The organism is Aeromicrobium sp. Leaf350 (genome assembly GCF_916858655.1).
GTDB lineage: Bacteria > Actinomycetota > Actinomycetes > Propionibacteriales > Nocardioidaceae > Aeromicrobium.
This window is the reverse complement of record NZ_CAKASL010000001.1, coordinates 1,174,614-1,192,222: the sequence shown is the minus strand read 5'-3', so window position 1 is coordinate 1,192,222 and position 17,609 is coordinate 1,174,614. Positions and strand designations below refer to the sequence as shown.

At 72.0% G+C, this 17,609-nt stretch carries 18 protein-coding genes; 11 read left to right on the top strand and 7 right to left on the bottom strand.

The genetic code is table 11. The annotated features are described in order from the left end of the window. Positions 1–47: 47 nt before the first annotated feature. Genes LO931_RS06045 through LO931_RS06030 form a run of 4 tightly spaced genes read right to left on the bottom strand, consistent with a single transcriptional unit; the run spans position 48 to position 3,611 of the window. A complete protein-coding gene (locus LO931_RS06045) occupies positions 48–1,895 on the bottom strand; it encodes an acyl-CoA dehydrogenase (RefSeq protein WP_229052380.1) in 1,848 nt (615 codons plus the stop codon). Beyond that, on the bottom strand, positions 1,892–2,797 hold the full coding sequence (locus LO931_RS06040; protein ID WP_229052379.1) for an alpha/beta fold hydrolase: 906 nt from the start codon (positions 2,795–2,797) through the stop codon (positions 1,892–1,894). The genes LO931_RS06045 and LO931_RS06040 overlap by 4 nt, the downstream gene beginning before the upstream one ends. Further along, a complete protein-coding gene (locus LO931_RS06035; RefSeq protein WP_229052378.1) occupies positions 2,794–3,171 on the bottom strand; it encodes an EthD domain-containing protein in 378 nt (125 codons plus the stop codon). The genes LO931_RS06040 and LO931_RS06035 overlap by 4 nt, the downstream gene beginning before the upstream one ends. Before the next feature lie 23 nt (positions 3,172–3,194). Beyond that, positions 3,195–3,611, bottom strand: a complete 417-nt coding sequence (locus LO931_RS06030; RefSeq protein WP_229052377.1) for a DUF3237 domain-containing protein — start codon at positions 3,609–3,611, stop codon at positions 3,195–3,197. Between the two features lie 44 nt (positions 3,612–3,655). On the opposite strand from LO931_RS06030, the gene LO931_RS06025 reads away from it, so the two are divergent. The 10 genes from LO931_RS06025 (at position 3,656) to LO931_RS05980 (ending at position 13,999) form a co-directional block, all read left to right on the top strand. Beyond that, positions 3,656–4,609, top strand: coding sequence for a cyclase family protein (locus LO931_RS06025; protein ID WP_229052376.1), 954 nt, complete (start codon positions 3,656–3,658; stop codon positions 4,607–4,609). Between the two features lie 23 nt (positions 4,610–4,632). Continuing rightward, positions 4,633–5,070 carry a nuclear transport factor 2 family protein gene (locus LO931_RS06020; protein WP_229052375.1) on the top strand — a complete coding sequence of 146 codons (438 nt, stop codon included), beginning with the start codon at positions 4,633–4,635 and terminating at the stop codon, positions 5,068–5,070. A 67-nt stretch (positions 5,071–5,137) separates the two neighbouring features. Then, positions 5,138–6,685 carry a class I adenylate-forming enzyme family protein gene (locus LO931_RS06015; protein ID WP_229052374.1) on the top strand — a complete coding sequence of 516 codons (1,548 nt, stop codon included), beginning with the start codon at positions 5,138–5,140 and terminating at the stop codon, positions 6,683–6,685. Continuing rightward, entirely contained in the window at positions 6,682–7,797 is a 1,116-nt protein-coding gene (locus LO931_RS06010) for an acyl-CoA dehydrogenase family protein (RefSeq protein ID WP_229052373.1), read from the top strand. Before LO931_RS06015 ends, LO931_RS06010 begins: the two co-directional genes overlap by 4 nt. Positions 7,798–7,815: 18 nt before the next feature. Beyond that, positions 7,816–8,988 (top strand): acetyl-CoA C-acetyltransferase, encoded by a 1,173-nt coding sequence (locus tag LO931_RS06005; protein WP_229052372.1) that lies wholly within the window; start codon positions 7,816–7,818, stop codon positions 8,986–8,988. Continuing rightward, the gene (locus tag LO931_RS06000) at positions 8,988–9,776 is read left to right on the top strand and encodes an enoyl-CoA hydratase/isomerase family protein (RefSeq protein WP_229052371.1); all 789 of its coding nucleotides are present in this window, start codon (positions 8,988–8,990) and stop codon (positions 9,774–9,776) included. The genes LO931_RS06005 and LO931_RS06000 overlap by 1 nt, the downstream gene beginning before the upstream one ends. Continuing rightward, complete coding sequence (gene npdG / locus LO931_RS05995; protein WP_229052370.1) at positions 9,773–10,453, top strand: NADPH-dependent F420 reductase; 681 nt, start codon at positions 9,773–9,775, stop codon at positions 10,451–10,453. Before LO931_RS06000 ends, npdG begins: the two co-directional genes overlap by 4 nt. A 2-nt stretch (positions 10,454–10,455) precedes the next feature. Then, positions 10,456–13,038 (top strand): bifunctional FO biosynthesis protein CofGH, encoded by a 2,583-nt coding sequence (locus LO931_RS05990; protein WP_229052369.1) that lies wholly within the window; start codon positions 10,456–10,458, stop codon positions 13,036–13,038. After that, a complete protein-coding gene (cofC, locus tag LO931_RS05985; protein ID WP_229052368.1) occupies positions 13,035–13,670 on the top strand; it encodes a 2-phospho-L-lactate guanylyltransferase in 636 nt (211 codons plus the stop codon). The genes LO931_RS05990 and cofC overlap by 4 nt, the downstream gene beginning before the upstream one ends. Positions 13,671–13,702: 32 nt before the next feature. After that, on the top strand, positions 13,703–13,999 hold the full coding sequence (locus LO931_RS05980) for a DUF2277 domain-containing protein (RefSeq protein WP_229052367.1): 297 nt from the start codon (positions 13,703–13,705) through the stop codon (positions 13,997–13,999). Between the two features lie 94 nt (positions 14,000–14,093). On the opposite strand, the gene LO931_RS05975 is transcribed toward LO931_RS05980, so the two are convergent. From LO931_RS05975 to LO931_RS05965, 3 genes are all read right to left on the bottom strand, one after another. Continuing rightward, entirely contained in the window at positions 14,094–14,918 is an 825-nt protein-coding gene (locus LO931_RS05975) for a nitroreductase family protein (protein WP_229052366.1), read from the bottom strand. A gap of 5 nt (positions 14,919–14,923) precedes the next feature. Continuing rightward, positions 14,924–15,487 carry a carboxymuconolactone decarboxylase family protein gene (locus LO931_RS05970; protein WP_229052365.1) on the bottom strand — a complete coding sequence of 188 codons (564 nt, stop codon included), beginning with the start codon at positions 15,485–15,487 and terminating at the stop codon, positions 14,924–14,926. A 104-nt stretch (positions 15,488–15,591) separates the two neighbouring features. After that, positions 15,592–16,971, bottom strand: coding sequence for an MFS transporter (locus LO931_RS05965; protein ID WP_229052364.1), 1,380 nt, complete (start codon positions 16,969–16,971; stop codon positions 15,592–15,594). 78 nt (positions 16,972–17,049) lie between these two features. On the opposite strand from LO931_RS05965, the gene LO931_RS05960 reads away from it, so the two are divergent. After that, a complete protein-coding gene (locus LO931_RS05960; RefSeq protein ID WP_229052363.1) occupies positions 17,050–17,496 on the top strand; it encodes a helix-turn-helix domain-containing protein in 447 nt (148 codons plus the stop codon). Positions 17,497–17,609: the final 113 nt, after the last annotated feature.

Sequence of the window (17,609 nt, the reverse complement as noted above, 5' to 3'; positions counted from 1 at the left end):
AATCTCTTCCGTGCCCTGTCGCCGTTCGTCGTGCCTGCCGCCCTCCGTCAGAAGGCGTCGAGGGGGAGCTCCATGAGGTCGGGCTGGTCGGCGTCGGCGACGACCCGGGCCTCGGCTGGCACGGTGCTGAGTCGCTCGACCGCGAACTGGCGGGCGGCGGCGACCTTGCCCTCGTAGAAGCCGGCGCCCGAGGGCCCGGTGCCGGCCTCGAGGGCCTCGGCGGCGACCCGCGCCTGCTTAGCGAGCATCCAGCCGATGAGCAGCTCGCCGCACATCATCAGCAGGCGGGTCGTGTGGGTGCCGACGCGGTAGAGCTGGTCCGGGTCGTCGGCCGCGGCGTCCGCCATCGCCTCCAGGTGCGCCACCGTCGCCCGCACGGCGTCGGCGGCGGCCAGGAGCGACGAGCCGACCGGCGCGAGACGCCCCTCGCCGTCGGTGAGGGCCCGTGCGTCCGACTCCACGTCGAGCAGCAGGGCGTCCAGCGCCTTGCCGCCGTCGCGACGGATCTTGCGGAAGAACAGGTCGATGCCCTGGATGGTCGTGGTGCCCTCGTAGATCGTGTCGATCTTGGAGTCACGCACGTACTGCTCGAGCGGGTAGTCCTTGAGGTAGCCGGAGCCACCGAAGACCTGCAGGCTCTCGCTCAGCAGCGCGTACCCCTTCTCGGAGCAGAAGCCCTTGAGGATCGGCAGCAGCAGGTCGTTGCGCGCGATCGAGTCAGCCGCACCGGCCCCGTCCTGGCGAGCCAGCTCGATGTCGTCGAGCACGCACGCGGCGTACGCGACCAGGGCGCGCATGCCCTCGGCGTAGTACTTCTGCTGCAGGAGCGAGCGGCGGACGTCGGGGTGGCCGATGATCGCGATGTCGGGAGCGCTGCGGTCGCCCTTCCGCGCGAGGTCGGCACCCTGGAGGCGCGTCTTGGCGTAGTCCAGCGCGTTCAGGTACGCGGTCGACAGCGTGGCGGCGGCCTTCGTGCCCACCAGCATGCGGGCGTACTCGACGACCTCGAACATCTGGGCGATGCCGTCGTGCACGTCGCCCACGAGCCAGCCCACGGCCGGGCTCTCGTGCTCGCCGAACGTGAGCTCGCAGGTGACGGACGCCTTGAGGCCCATCTTGCGCTCGAGGTTCGTGACCATCGCGCCGTTGCGCTCCCCGATCTCCCCGGTCTCCAGGTCGACGTGGTGCTTGGGCACGACGAAGAGGCTGAGCCCCTTCGTGCCGGGGCCACCGGCGCCCTCGGTGTCGACCGGCCGCGCCAGCACGAAGTGCACGATGTTCTCGGCCATGTCGTGCTCGGCGCTCGTGATGAAGCGCTTGACCCCGTGCAGGTGCCAGGTGCCGTCGGCCTGCGGCACCGCGCGCGTCTTGCCCGATCCCACCGCCGAGCCGGCGTCCGGCTCGGTCAGTACCATCGTGGCGCCCCAGTGGCGCTCGACCATGAGCTCGGCCAGACGCTTCTGGTCGGGGTTGCCCTGGCGGTAGAGGATCTCGGCCTGCGGCCAGCCCGCGGCGTAGAGGAAGATCGCCGGGTTCGCGCCCAGCGGGAACTCGGCCATCGCCCAGCGCAGCGACGGCGGTGCGGCGATGCCGCCGATCGCCGGGTCGACGTCCATGCGCCACCACTCGGCGGCCGCGTAGCTCGCGTACGACTTCTTGAACGCCTCGGGCATCAGTGCCGTCCCGGTCGTCGGGTCGAACGCGATCTCGAGCCGGTCGTCGGCGAACGACGCGGCCAGCTCGTTCTCGGCGAGCTCGGCGCCTGCCGTGAGCATCGACTCGACGGTGTCACGGTCCAGGTCGGACCAGGGCCCGCTGCCGAGGACGCGGTCGCGACCGAAGACCTCGAACAGGTTGAACCGGACGTCGGCCAGGTTGCTGCGGTAGTGGCTCATCGTGCTCCTTCATCGACAACGGGTGAGAACTCGGGACGGGGGACGCTCGGGCACCAGGCGCGCGCGGCGAGCGCGATCGTGGCGACCAGGGCGACGGGCTGGTCGAGGGGGACGTGGTGGCCGCTGCCGGGGATCGTCACCGGCGTGTGCGGGTGGCCCAGGGCGCGGGCGGTCAGGTCGGCGAGCGACGGCTCCACCAGCCCGGTCTCGCCGCGCACGATCGTCACGGGCACGTCGAGCGGTCGCAGGTCGTCCATGCCGAGGCGGTCGTGCCCGAAGAAGGCGGGGTCGAACTTCCAGGTCCACCCGTCGGGCGTCTGGAGGACGGAGTGCTCGGCGACGTGCGGCACGACGTACGGCGGATGTCCCTCGTCGGCCGGCAGGGTGCGGAACCGCGACAGGATCGTGGCGCGGTCGGGGTAGGTGCGGGGGGCCGGCGAGCTCGTCCACTCGGGACGCACGAAGCCCTCCCGGTCGAGCGGCACCTCGGCGTCGACCATGAGCAGGGCGGCGACCTCGTCGCCGAGCTCGTGGGCGGCGAGCATGGCGATGATCCCGCCCATCGAGTGGCCGACGAGCAGCGCCGGGGCGGACGACCTCCGCGCCCGCACGACCTCGACGACCTGCCGGCTCCACGCGGCCAGCGTGTACGCGGGGAGGCGTCCGCTGTCGCCGTGGCCGGCGAGGTCCGGCGCGACGACGCGGTGCCCGGCGGCCAGCGCCGGGGCCACGTGGTCCCACCAGGCGGCGTGGGCCGCCCCGCCGTGCACGAGCACGATCATCGGCGCGTCGACCGGTCCCCAGGCGCGGCAGGCCGTGACCACCTCGGCCCCGTGCACGTCGTCGCGCACGGGCGGGTGAGCGAGCGCCGAGGTGTACCAGGCGGGCGCCGTGGACGTCACGCGGTGAAGTCCCACATGGGGTGGGACTCGGTGACGAAGATGGGTGAGCGCTCGAGGTCGATGAAGTTCGGCTCGTCCGCGACGAGCGCCGCGATGCGGCGCCGCGCCTCGCGGTCGGTGAAGGTGCTGCCGATCGCGTCGAGGCTCTCGAACCACAGCTCGACGACGCCGTCGTAGGGCTCCGGGGCGCCGCGGGAGGCGCGCAGGTCCTCGTTGAGCGGGTGGTCGACCGTGTGGTTCTGGAAGTACCGGACCGCACCGATGGCCTTCGCGCCGGCGCGGCCGATGTCGGCGTGAGGCCCGTGCCAGTGGGCCAGGAACTCGGCACGCGTGAGGTCCTCGCGGCGACGCAGGCAGAACAGGAGCTTGTACATGGTGCGGGTCCGATCGGTAGGAGTCAGTCGAGCAGGTAGAGGGAGTAGACGCCCTGGTCCGGGCGCACCTCGCCGCGCCCGACGACGAGGCGCCGGCGCAGCCAGGCGTAGCGCTCGTCGTCGCCGTCGAAGGTGAAGGCGGAGAAGACGGGACCGCTGCCGATGCCGTCGGCCCAGCTCGCTCGTCCGCCGTAGGTGATCTGGAGGAACGCCCCGTCGTCGGTGCGGATGCTCATCCGCACGTCGACGACGATCGTCCCGTCGGGCCCCTGGAGCAGCCAGTCGGCGGACGACGTGCCCCGCTGGGTCGCCTGGAGCTGCTCGCCCTCGAGGCGGGCGCCCTTGATGGGGCCGACGAGCCGATGGCCGCGAGGGCCGTCGGCGCGGTACTCGACCTTGGCCAGGGGGCAGGTCATGGTCGCGAACGGGACCAGCTTCATGTTCTCTCCTACTCAAGCGCTTGCTTGGTATGGTATCCAAGACCATGGCCTCTATCAATGCCGCGGGTCCGGCGCTGCCTCGCTACGACGACCTCCCGCTGGTCGACGGCACCGATCTGCGCCACGCGTGGGACGTGTTCGGGCGCGGCGACTCGCTCGGCACCCTGAACCACCTGACGGACGAGCGACGGCTCGCGGCACTGGGCTGCGCGCGCACCGGCCGCACGGTCTCGCTGACCCTCCCGCTGGACCGGCCGCACGCTCCGCCGTTCGGCCGCGACCCGCTCGTGCACCGCCTCTACCAGGCGAACGGATTCAGCTGGGGCGACCGCATCGAGCACCTCGACCTGCAGGGCTCCTCGCAGTGGGACGGCCTCCTGCACGTCCTGCACAAGGAGGTCGGCTTCTACGGTGGTCACCGTGGCGAACCCGCGGATGCCCCTCAGCTCGGCATCGACGCGTGGGCGCGCACCGGCATCGTCGGTCGTGGCGTGCTGCTCGACGTCGGCGCCTACCTGGACGCGCGCGGCGAGCGTGACGCCCTCGGCGGCCGGGCCGTGACCGCCCAGGAGCTCGCGGAGGTCGCCGACCTCCAAGGCACCGAGCTGCGCGAGGGCGACGTCCTGTGCGTGCGGTTCGGCTGGCACACCGCGTTCGCCGCGCTCGATCGCGACGCGGGCGTCGGCCTCATGGCCCGGCCCCGCACGAACGGGCTCAGCGCCGAGCCGGCGACCGCGGCCTTCCTGTGGGACCACCGCGTCGCGGCCGTCGTGAGCGACAACCCGACCGTCGAGGTCCAGCCGGGCGACCCGGCCGCCGGCTTCCTGCACCACCGCCTCATCACGATGCTGGGCATGCCGCTCGGCGAGCTGTTCGACCTCGACGAGCTCGCCGAGGCCTGCGCGGCGGCCGGGACCTGGGACTTCCTCTTCGCGGCGGTCCCGCTCAATCTTCCCGGCGGCGTGGGATCGCCGGCCAACGCGGTCGCCGTCCTGTGACCGCCCTCGACCCAGGAGCAACCGTGGACCGCATCGCCGACCGGCTGGAGCTGCAGGACCTCGTGCACGCGTACGCGGAGGGCATCGACGACGGCCGGGCGGAGGACGTCGCCGCGATCTTCGCCGAGGACTGTGTGTTCCGGGCGTTCGCCGGACCGAAGGGCGAGGCGCGCGGCCGAGAGGCCGTGGCCGTGCTGGTCGGACGCCTGCTGGCGACGTTCCGCGCCACGAGCCACCACGTCTCGAACATGCGGGTGGACTTCACCGGGGAGGACGAGGCGACGGGTCGCACCTCCCTCTACGCCTGGCACGCGTTCACGACGGACCGGCCGGACGGCTACCTCTGGGGCCGGTACGTCGACACCTTCCGCCGGGAGGACGGTCGCTGGCTCATCGCCGAGCGCGAGCTGCGCATCGCGGGCCAGCAGGACTTCGACTTCGCCTGGATCCCGCGCACCTGAACCGGGGTTGCCGTGTGGCGTGGGACACGTCTAGACTAAACAAACCAAGCACTTGGTAGGAGAAACGATGGACCAGATCGGGCCCCTGTTGACCAACGCCGCGGCGCAGCACCCGCGCCGGATCGCGCTCAAGACGCGCGACGGCTTCGAGCTGACGTACGCGGAGTTCGACGAGCGCACGACGCGCCTCGCCAACGCCCTGCTCGACGCGGGCTTCGCGCCGGGCGAGCGCATCGCCGCGTGGCTCAGCACGTGTCCGCAGTACTTCGAGCTGTACTTCGCCGTGGCGAAGGCGGGGCTCGTGCTCGTGCCGGTGAACAGCCTGTTCACGCAGCACGAGGCGTCGTACCAGGTCGAGGACTCCGGCGCGGTGGCGATGTTCCACCCCGAGGCGCGGTCGGTCGAGGCCGAGAAGCTCGGCGCCGAGCACGGGCTCCGCCGCCTCTTCGCGCTGGGCGACTGGAACGACTCCGGCTCCGAGTACGAGCGCTTCCTGGCCGGCGGTGGCACCGACCTGCCGCCGCTGCCCGACGAGGAGGCCCTGTTCGTCATCTCCTACACGAGCGGCACGACCGGGCGGCCCAAGGGCGCCATGGTCACCCACCGCTCGCTCAAGAACACGACCCGCAACCACGCGCACTCCTACCGCACGCCGCAGGGCAGCACGCTCGTCTACTACGCGAACATGTCGTTCGTCGCGACGGTGCTCGGCCTGATGATGTCGCACGTCTTCGTGCGCGGCACGATCGTGATGGCGACCGACGTGACGAGCCCCGAGCAGGCGCTCGACGTGATCGGCGAGGAGGGCGGCACGTTCACGTTCGTCGCCTCGCCGTGGCTGCCGGGCATGATCGAGTACGCGCGGGCGCACCCCGAGAAGTGGCAGCAGATGCGCAGCTTCGTGCACTCGGCGTCCAAGGCGCCGTCGGCCCAGCTCGAGCGGTGGGCCGGAGTCGTCGGCCACCGGTTCCTCGAGGGCTGGGGCATGTCGGAGGGCTCGGGCAGCCTGTTCACCGTGACCGACGTCGATGACGTCGTGAAGGGCTCGAAGGCCCACGACTTCTTCGCCTCCACCGGCCGCCCGTGCATCGACGTGGTGGTCAAGATCGTCGACCCGGAGGGCAACGACCTCCCGAACGACGGCGAGACCATCGGCGAGCTGGTCGTCAGGTCGCCCGCCATGGTGGCCGGCTACTGGAACAACGAGGCCGCCACGCGGTCCTCCTTCCGTGACGGCTGGTTCTTCACCGGCGACCTCGGCGCGATCGACGAGGAGGGCTACGTCTACGTCACGGAGCGTCGTACCGACCTGATCGTGAGCGGCGGCATGAACGTGTACCCCTCCGAGATCGAGTACTGCGTCGCCGAGCTCGAGAGCGTCGTCGAGGTCGCGGTCGTCGGCACCCCGCACGAGCGCTGGGGCGAGTCGCCCGTCGCCTTCGTGGTGACGAAGGCGGGCTCGAGCCTGACCGAGGCCGACGTCCTCGATCACTGCACGACCTACCTGGCGCGGTTCAAGCGCCCGTCTGCGGTGCACTTCCTCGAGGAGCTGCCTCGCAACGCCAGCCAGAAGGTGCTCCGGCGCGTCCTGCGCGAGCAGGTCACGACCCCGTGAGCCGGGACGACGCGACGTCCCGGTCGGAGGAGGCCGAGCTCGTCCGTGCAGTCGACGAGATGGTCGCCGCGGTCTACCCCGAGGACGCCGCCCAGCGCTTCGCCGACGACCCGGTGCCGGTCCGTGCGGCCTGGGCCCGCCTCGGCGGAGAGCTCGACCTGATCGGCCTGCACCTGCCGACCGAGCTCGGCGGACAGGGCCAGTCCTTCGCGGTGCACGCCGCGGTGGCGGCCGCCCTGGGCCGTCGCCTGACCCCGGCGCCGCACCTTCCGGTGCTCGGCTCGGCGCTCACCCTGCTGGCCCACGGCGGCACGCCGGCCCAGCGGGAGCGGTGGCTCCCGGAGGTCGTCGCAGGCCGCCTGGTCGTGGCGGTCGCCGGCCTCGACCACGCGTGGGACACCGCCTACGCCTCACCGCTGGTCGTCGACCTCACGGGCGACGCGTGCGTCGTCGACGGCACGACCGACCCCGTCGTCCAGGGCGGTGACGCCGACCTGCTGCTGCTCGTGGTGCAGGGCCAGGTGCTCGCCGTCGACCCGACCGCGCCCGGCGTGCACGCCACACCGCTCGAGACCCTCGACCTCACGCGCCCCCGCGTCACGTTCCGCCTGGAGTCGGTGCCGGCCGAGCCGCTCGGTGCCGTGACGCCCGAGCTGCTCGAGCGCACGCTGCTGGAGGCCACCGCGCTTCTCGCCGCGGAGTCCGCCGCGGCCGCGCGCACCTGCCTGGAGCGCACGGTCGAGTACGCCACCGTGCGCACCCAGTTCGACCGTCCGATCGGCTCCTTCCAGGCGGTGCAGCATGCACTCGCCGACCTCTTCGGCGAGGTGTCGGCCGCCGAGGCGGCCGTCGGCGTGGCCGTCGACGCGCTCGCGTCCGACGACGCGTCCGCCGCGGCCGTGGCCGATGCCGTGCGCGTCGCGAAGGTCGCGGCGAGCGAGGCCTTCTGCCGGGCATCGCGCGACGCGATCCACCTGCACGGCGGCATCGGCTTCACCTGGGAGCACACCGCCCACCTCTTCTACCGCCGAGCGCTGACGGACCGTCCGCTGCTCGGTGCCCCCACCCTGCACCGACGCGCGCTCGCCCGAGCACTCGTCGTGTCCGCCTGACCGTCAAGGAGACGACCCATGACCACCATCGATCCTCGCGCCGCGTACGTCGTCGGCACCGCCCGTTCCGCCGTCGGCAAGCGAGGCGGTGGGCTCGCCGGCATCCACTCGGCCGACCTGGCCGCCCAGGTGCTCACCGCCCTGGTCGAGCGCTCCGGCGTCGACCCGGAGCTCGTCGACGACGTGATCCTCGGGTGCCTCGACAACATCGGACCGCAGAACGGCTGCATCGCCCGCACGGCGTGGCTGGCCGCCGGGCTGCCGACCCACGTCCCCGGCGTCACGATCGACCGCCAGTGCGGGTCGTCGCAGCAGGCCGTGCACTTCGCGGCCCAGGCCGTCATGAGCGGCACCGCCGACTTCGTCGTGGCCGGCGGCGTGCAGAACATGAGCATGATCCCGATGGGCACCGCGACGCTGGTGGGCCGCGAGATGGGCCTCGGTGACGACCCCTTCTCGGGCTCGGCGGGCTGGAAGGCTCGCTACGGCGACCAGCCGGTCTCGCAGTTCCACGGCGCCGAGCTGATCGCCGAGAAGTGGTCGATCTCCCGCGAGGAGATGGAGCAGTCGGCGCTCGAGAGCCACCGCCGTGCGGCCGCCGCGATCGACGCCGGCCTCTTCGTCGACGAGATCGTCGAGATCGCCGGCATCACGGTCGACGAGGGCCCCCGTCGCGGCAGCACCGCCGAGAAGATGGCCTCCCTGTCGCCCCTCAGCGAGGGCGGCCGCCTCACGGCGGCGCTCGCGAGCCAGATCTCCGACGGCGCCTCCGCCGTCATGGTCGCCAGTGGAGCGGCGGTCGAGCGTCACGGCCTGACCCCGCTCGCCAAGGTGCACACGATGTCGATCGTCGGCTCGGACCCGATCTACATGCTGACCGGCCCGATCGACGCGACCCACAAGGCGCTGCAGCGCTCGGGCCTCGCGGTCGAGGACATCGACCTGTTCGAGGTCAACGAGGCGTTCGCGTCGGTGCTGCTCGCCTGGCAGCGCGAGATCGGCGCCGACCTGTCGAAGGTCAACGTCAACGGCGGCGCGATGGCGCTCGGTCACCCGATCGGCGCGAGCGGCACGCGACTCATGACCTCGATGATCGCCGAGATGCAGCGCACGGGCTCGCGCTTCGGCCTGCAGACCATGTGCGAGGGCGGCGGCCAGGCCAACGCCACGATCCTCGAGCTCGTCGGCTGATGACAGACCTCGAGCCGCGGATCGACCTGGAGGTCGACGGGGCCGTCGCGACCCTGACGCTCTCGGGTCGAGCGGGCCGGAACGCGATGGACCTCGCCTTCGTGCAGCAGCTCGACGAGCTCACCGCACGCGTGCGCCACCTCGCCGATGCGCGTGAGGTGCGGGTCGTGGTGCTGCGCGCCCGCGGACGGCACTTCTGCGTCGGCGGCGACCTCGCCGACTTCGCGGCAGCCCCGGACATCGGCGCCCACATGACGACCATGACCGCGCACGCGCACCGAGGGGTTGCTGCGCTGCACGACCTCCCCGTGCCGCTCGTGGTGGCCGTGCACGGTGCCTCGGCGGGCGCCGCCATCGGGCTGGCCCTCGCGGGCGACGTCGTGGTGGCGGAGCGATCGGCGACCTTCGTCGGCGCCTACGCCGCTGCCGGTCTCACGCCCGACGCGGGCGTCAGCTGGGGGCTCGCGCGAGCCATCGGTCGGGCCCGGGCCACGGACGTGGTCCTGACCAACCGCCGTGTGACGGCGACCGAGATGGAGCAGTGGGGCCTGGTGACCCGCCTCGTCGACGACGGCGGCCTGGACGCCGAGGTCGAGCAGGTCGTCGCCGCACTCGTGGCCGTCCGCCACGACGTGCTCGTCGAGAACAAGCGCCTCCTGCGCACCGGCTCCGAGGTGGGGCTGCACGAGCGCCTCGACGACGAGGCCGCGACCATCGCCCGCGTCGCCGGAGGCGACAAGCAGGCCAGTGCCGGAGGCAGCAACCAGACCAGTGGGGTGACGGCATGACGCAGGACCACGACACGACGCACACCATCGCGGTCGTCGGCGGCACCGGACCACAGGGCCGCGGGCTGGCGTACCGGTTCGCGCTGGCGGGTCACCAGGTCGTGCTGGGCTCCCGCGACGCGGGCCGCGCCAGCGAGAAGGCCGAGGAGATCGCGGCGAAGGCCGAGGGCCTGCAGGTCTCGGGTGCGACCAACGCCGACGCGGTCGCGCAGGCCGACGTCGTGCTGCTGGCGGTGCCTTGGGACGGGCATGCGGACCTCGTGTCGTCGCTGGCCGACGGCCTCGCCGACACGATCGTGATCAGCTGCGTGAACCCGCTGGGCTTCGACGGCGACGGTCCGTTCGGGCTCGTGCTGGAGGAGTCGGCGGCGCAGGAGACCCAGCGGCTCGTGCCGACGGCGCGGGTCGTCGGCGCGTTCCACCACGTGGCGGCGCTGTCGCTGTGGAAGACCCCCGACGCGCTGTCGCACGAGGACGTCCTGGTGTGCGGTGACGACGCCGAGGCGAAGTCGGTCGTGCAGGACCTCGCCGCCTCAGTGACCGGCAAGCGCGGCATCGACGCCGGCGCCCTGCGTCTGGCGCGCCAGCTCGAGCCGCTGACCGCCGTGCTGATCAGCATGAACAAGCGCTACAAGACCCGTTCGGGTGTGGCGATCACGGGTGTCGAGGCCGGCTGACGATGAGCACGGCGCTGCCCTTTCCCGCGTTCCCGGCCCCGCTCGACGGGCTGCCGACGGAGCGTGAGGTACGGCGCGCGGTGGTTCGGGCGGAGGCGGGCAAGACGCTCGACCTGCCCGAGGTGACGGCGCTGCTCGCTGCGAGCGGTGAGCACCTGGACCGGTTGATGGCGGTTGCTGCGCGGGTGCGCGATGCGGGGCTGGAGGCGGTGGGTCGGCCGGGTGTGGTGACGTTCTCGCCGAAGGTGTTCGTCCCAGTGACGCGTCTGTGTCGGGACCGGTGTCACTACTGCACGTTCGTGGCGACGCCAGGCCAGCTGGAGCGTGAGGGGCAGAGCCTGTTCCTGAGCTTCGACGAGGTCCTCGATATCTGTCGAGCGGGTGCCGAGCAGGGGTGCACCGAAGCGCTGTTCACGTTGGGTGACCGGCCGGAGGATCGGTGGCCGGAGGCGAAGCAGTGGCTCGAGGAGGCCGGTTACGACTCGACGCTGGAGTACGTCCGCGCGTTGGCGATCCGGGTGCTGGAGGAGACGGGTCTGCTTCCTCACTTGAACCCGGGCGTCATGAGCTGGGCGGAGATGAACCGGCTCAAGCCCGTCGCCCCCTCGATGGGCATGATGCTCGAGACCACGAGCGAGCGACTCTTCACGGAGAAGGGCCAGCCGCACTACAGCTCACCGGACAAGGACCCGGCGGTGCGCCTGCGGGTCCTGGAGGACGCCGGGCGCCTCGGGATTCCGTTCACGACCGGCATCCTGGTCGGGATCGGGGAGACGCTGACGGAGCGCGCCGAGAGCCTGTTCGCGATCCGTGGCGTGCATCGTGAGCACGGGTCGATCCAGGAAGTGATCGTCCAGAACTTCCGCGCCAAGGACGCGACCGCGATGCGGTCCGTGGACGACCTGGGCCTGGACGAGTACCTCGCCGCCGTCGCCACCGCGCGGGTCGTGCTCGGGCCGAGCGTCCGGGTCCAGGCGCCGCCGAACCTGGTCGATCTGGCCGAGTGCCGCGCCCTGCTCGCAGCGGGTGTGGACGACTTCGGCGGCATCAGCCCCGTGACCCCGGATCACGTGAACCCGGAACGACCCTGGCCCGACCTGGACCTCCTGCGCGGTGTCTGCGAGGGGGAGGGCTTCGCGCTGAAGCCGCGCCTGACCACGCATCCCGAGCTGCTCGACGCGCCGTGGGTCGACCCGCGTCTCCGTGGCCATGTCGACGCGCTCCGCGGCCCCGACGGACTGCTCGCCGAGGGTGCGAGGCCGGTCGGGAGGGTGTGGCAGGAGCCCGACGGCGGACTCGAGACCACCGGGCGCTCCGACCTGCACTCGACGATCGACACCACCGGCAGGACCGGCGACCGCAGGGGTGACTTCGACGAGGTCTACGGCGACTGGGCCCTGCTCCGCGAGAAGGTCAGGTCGGCTCCGACACTGCTGGGTGCTGCCATCGGCACCGATGTCACCGCGGCACTGCAGGTCGCCGAGTCCGCGCCGACGTCCCTGACCCACGCGCAGACCGAGACCCTCCTGCGGGCCGACGGTGCGGCGCTCGAGGTCGTCTGCGCGCTGGCCGACCAGATGCGTCGTGACACGGTCGGCGATGCGGTCACCTACGTGGTGAACCGGAACATCAACTTCACCAACGTCTGTTACACCGGCTGCCGGTTCTGCGCGTTCGCCCAGCGCAAGACCGACGCCGACGCCTACAGCCTCTCGTTCGAGGAGATCGCGAACCGCGTCGTCGAGGCTCGCGAGGCGGGGGCGACGGAGGTCTGCATCCAGGGCGGCATCGACCCCGAGCTGCCGGCCGACACCTACGCGCGCATCGCGCAGACGGTCAAGCAGACCGACCCGGACATGCACGTGCACGCGTTCAGCCCGATGGAGGTCATGAACGGCGTGTCCCGTACGGGACTGTCAGTCCGCGAGTTCCTGGTGTCGTTGAAGGAGGCGGGCGTCGACTCCCTGCCGGGCACGGCCGCCGAGATCCTCGACGACGAGGTCCGGTGGATCCTCACCAAGGGCAAGCTCCCGACCGCCCAGTGGATCGACGTCGTCACCACCGCCCACTCCGTCGGGCTGCCGACCACGGCGACGATGATGTACGGCCACGTCGACCACCCCGGCCACTGGGCCACCCACCTCGGGGTGATCGCGCGCATCCAGGAGCAGACCGGCGGCTTCAGCGAGTTCGTGCCGCTGCCGTTCGTGCACCAGTCCAGCCCGATCTACCTCGCCGGCGTCGCCCGCCCCGGACCCACGGTCCGCGACAACCGCGCCGTCCACGCCGTCTCCCGCATCCGCCTGCACGGACTCGTCGACAACATCCAGTGCTCCTGGGTCAAGCTCGGACCGGACCAGTGCACCCAGGTGCTCAACGGCGGCGTGAACGACCTCGGCGGCACCCTCATGGAGGAGACCATCAGTCGCATGGCCGGCTCGGTCAACGGCAGCCGCAAGGAGGTCGACGAGCTCGTCGCCATGGCCCACCTCGCCGACCGCCCCGCCGTCCAGCGCACCACCGGCTACGCGCACCTGCCCGCGACGCTCGCGCACCCGCGCGCCCTCGAGGCGGTCGTGTCGTGAGCGGCTGGACTGCCGTCATCCCGGTCAAGCCGTGGCGGCTGGGCAAGAGTCGGCTCCACAGCTCACGGCGCATCACCCTCGCGCGCGCGTTCGCCCTCGACACCCTGGAGGCCACCGCCGCGACGCCGAGCGTCGGACGCGTCGTGGTCGTCTCGTCGGAGGCGGGCCTGATCCTGCCGGCCCGCTCCCTGGGTGCCGCGATCGTCGCCGACCACCCGCTCAAGGGCGCCGGGGGGCTGGCGGCCGCCGTCGACCTCGGACGACGTTGGGCGGTCAGCCGGTTCCCGGGTGAGCCGATCGTGGTCGTCCCCGCCGACCTGCCGTGCCTCACGCCCGAGGTCCTCGACGGCGTCCTGGCCGAGGCGGCCGAGCCGGCGACCTCCTTCGTGCCCGACGCTCAGGGCGACGGGACCACGCTGCTGGCCGCTCGCATCCCGCGCGTCCTGCCCATCGCCTACGGGCCGGGGTCGGCCGACCTGCACCGGGCCGCAGGGGCGCACCCGCTGTTCGACGTGGACCCACGGGCCCGCCGCGACGTCGACACAGTGCTGGACCTCCAGGCCGCCGCGCAGCTCGGCACCGGTCGGCACACCCGGCGCGCGACCGCCCCGAGACTTCGCGCCACCGGCTGACTCAGTCCGATCCCCGGGGTTACCGTCGGAGCATGTGCCGCAACATTCGTGTTCTTCACAACTTCGACCCGCCGACGACCGACGACGAGGTCCGGGAGGCCGCCCTGCAGTTCGTGCGGAAGGTCAGTGGCTCGACCCGTCCCTCGCAGGCCAACACCGAGCCCTTCGAGCGGGCGATCGACGAGATCGCGGAGGCGACCCGTCGGATGCTCGACGACCTCGTGACCAAGGCACCGCCCAAGAGTCGCGAGCGCGAGGCGGTCAAGGGGCGCGAGCGCCACGAGAAGCGGATGGAGCGCGAGGTCCGCATCCGCACGGGCGCCTCGTAGCGACCGCGCGCCCAGAATTGCTCCCGAATCCACCTTTGGGGTCACCCCGATCGGTGGATTCGGGAGCACATCTGGGGGAGGCGGGTCGTGACGTCTAGCGGAGGGGGAGGCCCCGCGACCCGATCGTGCTGCGCAGGTGCTCGCGTCCGTCCAGGTACGCCAGGCTCGTTGCCCGGGCAGCAGCATCGCGCCACGACGAGTCCCGCAAGCCCTCGCGCGCCCTGAACGCACGTGTTGCGGCGTCGAGCGAGTCGACCCAGTCCTCGTCCGCGGGGTTTCGGTAGCGGTCGTGGTGCAGGACGACCGACTGGGCGGGTCGAGGGCGGACGCCCGTGACCCGGTCCGGATCAGGGTGCCCCACCGCCATGCCGAAGGCGACGAAGCTGAGGTCCGGAAGCCCGAGCAGGTCGGCCAGCTCTGCCGCGTGGTTGCGCATCGAGCCCAGGAAGACCACCCCCAGCCCCAGCGACTCGGCCGCGATCGCCGCGTTCTGCGCGGCCAGCGAGACGTCGATCGTCGCCGCCATGAACGAGTCGAGGTGCTCCAAGGTCTCCGCGGTGCCCACGACGGACCGCGTGCGCGAGAGGTCCCCGACCCACACGAGCATCAGCGGCGCCTCCTCGACGAGCGACATCGAGGTGCCCGCAGCGTCACTGCGCGACAGGTGCCGCAGGTCCCTCACCGTGGCCGGGTCCGTGACCGCCACGACGGACCACTGGTGCAGGTTCGACGAGGTCGACGCCGACTGGGCCGCCGCCACCATCGTCTCGAGCGTGCCGGCCGGCAAGGGATCCGGCAGGAACGAGCGGACCGAGCGGTGCCGCAGCATGGTCTCGACCGCGGGTGTCCACGCGACCTTCGGGGCGTGGGGCTGTCCGCCGTAGCGGTGCTCCAGGAGGCGGTCCGTGCCGTCGTGCACGCTCGTCAGGCCTGGGGGGCGGGCAGCTCGCACACCCGCGGGACGAAGCCGCTGATCACGAGCATGCGTCCGACGCCGGCCAGCACCGAGGTGCACAGGAGCAGCTCCGAGACCTGCGCGTCGGTGAAGTGCTGACGCAGCTCGCTCCAGTCGGCGGGGTCCATGATCTCGTCGGAGAACGCGAAGGGCGACAGTCGGACGGCCAGGGCGAAGGCGACCTGCTCGTCGGCCGGCAGGCTCGAGGGGTCCAGGGCCAGGACGCCGTCGACCTGCTCCTGCGTGAGCCCGTTCTTCAGCGCCGAGTCGATGTCGCCGATGCGGCAGAAGGTGCAGCCGCTGAGGGCCGCCAGCGCCAGGCGCACGACCTCCTTGGTGCGCAGCGGCACGATCCCCTCGTGGAAGACGTGGGTGTAGAAGTCGCGCCAGAAGAAGTCGACCATGTGCGGGGCGTGCGAGATGTAGCGATGGAAGGAGGTGTCGGCGTCGAGGCCCTCGAGCCGCTCCACCTGTGCGGTCAGAGCGGCGGGGACGTCGGCGGCGTCGAGCAGGGGCAGGTCGGGCACGGCCATCGGGCACCTCTTCGATTCGGATACATCAGACGTATCGGTCTCGACCAGGATGGCGGGATGTCGCGCCTCTTGGCAAGGGGTCTCGCGATGCCGGGCGGGAACTGTCAGACCGGCTGGTTCGCCGGTGTGCGACCCGTGACGGCGATCGTCAGCGCCCCCAGCGCGCAGAATCCCGCCGTGACGACGGCTGCCACGTTCCACCCCGAGACCAGGTCCTGGGGCGTGCTCGCACCGCCGGCCACGACGACGGCGACGATCGTCACGCCGATCGCGGCGCCCAGGTAGCGGGCCGTGTTGTTGGCGCCGCTGCCCATCGAGCCACGTCCGGGCGGCACGCTCGCCACGGCCTCGCGTCCGAGGGCGGCGTTGAGCACGCCGGTCGCGATGCCCGCCAGCAGGAGACCGGGCAGCAACCGCCACCAGGCGGCGTCGGTCGTCAGGCCCGTCAGCGAGACCAGCCCGACGGCGACCGCGACCAGGCTCCACCCGAGCTGCGCGCTCCCCGACCAGGTCGGCGGCAGTCGACGCGCCAGCAGCGCGAACACCACGCTGGTGCCCGACCACCCCAGCAGCAGGAGGGCCGAGGCCAGGACCGAGTCGTCGAGCGCGGCTCCCGCGAAGCCGATCAGGTACGAGAACAGGGCGATCGGACCGAGGCCCGTCGCGACGGCACCGATCGTCGCCGCGCGGAACCGGGGCACGCGCAGCAGCCCGAGGTCGATCATGGGGGCCGCGGATCGGAGCTCGACCACCACGAACAGCACCAGCAGCGCCAGCCCCACGGCGGCCAGGGCCCAGACTTGCGGGCCGACCTCACCCGTCCGGCTCTCGACGAGGGCGGCCAGCAGGCAGCTGAGCGACGACCCGAGCAGGACCGATCCCCAGACGTCGATGCCCCGAGGCGTGGGCGAGCGGGACTCCTCGACGTAGCGGTGGGCGAGCCACGCGAGGAGCGCCGACGCGACCGCCAGCAGCACGTACACGTCGCGCCAGGAGGCCCACCGGTCGCTGACCGCGGAGAGCAGCGGTCCGATCGCGATGCCGGCGCCGACGCTCGCGCCCCACACGCCGGTCGCCGCCGCGCGCGCCGGGCCGACCGGGATCGCATGGGCGATCGTGCCGAGACCGGCCGCCGTCACGGCTGCGCCGCCGACGCCCTGCGCGACGCGGGCCAGGACGAACGTCAGCGTGTCCGGCGCGGCGACGCACACGAGCGAGGCGACGGCGATCACGGCCAGGCCGATCACGAACGTCCTCCGTCGCCCGACGTCGTCCGCCACGGCGCCGGCCGAGAGCAGCAGGGCCGCGAGCCCGACGCTCATCGAGCTGAGGATCCAGGCCTGTCCGCCCGCGCCCGTCTCGAGAGACTTGCTGATCGATCCGATCGTCGCCAGCGGTGCCGTGAACGTCATCAGCGTGACGAGCGTCCCGGCCGCGACGACGGGCACCACGGCCCGCTCGGCGGGCGCTGCAGGGGAGGTCATGATCGCAACGTACCAATAAAAGCGTGCCTCTGACCTGCTGGGTCACGATTCAAGACGGAGTTCGGGTAGCATGGACGAATGCGCCACGACGACCTCGCCGACGTCAACTGCTCGGTCGCGAAGACCTGGTCGGTCGTCGGTGAGCGCTGGACGATGCTGGTCCTGCGCGAGCTCTTCCGCGGCCAGCGCCGGTTCGACGCGATCCAGGAGACGCTCGGACTCGGACGCAGCGTGCTGGCCGACCGCCTGGTGATGCTGACGAGCGAGGGCGTCCTGGAGCGCGTGCAGTACCAGGACTCGCCGGCGCGGCACGAGTACCGCCTGACGCCGAAGGGCGAGGACCTCTACCCGCTCCTCGTGGCGCTGATCGAGTGGGGCGACCGGTGGAAGAGCGAGACGCCGCCGATGGCGCTCAGCCACCGCGCCTGCGGCCACCGCCCCGAGCTGCAGCTGCGGTGCCCGCACTGCGAGGAGCAAGTCACTCGTCGCGAGCTGCGCGCCACCTTTGCGGCCGACGCCTGGTAGCCCGGCCCGCTGGAGCCGCGACGTAGTTGAACGGGCCACGACTGACCCTTTCCTGTGAGAGATTGACTCCCGAGCTCCTGGCCACACGGCCAACGGGAGGGAGCCGTGCCCCG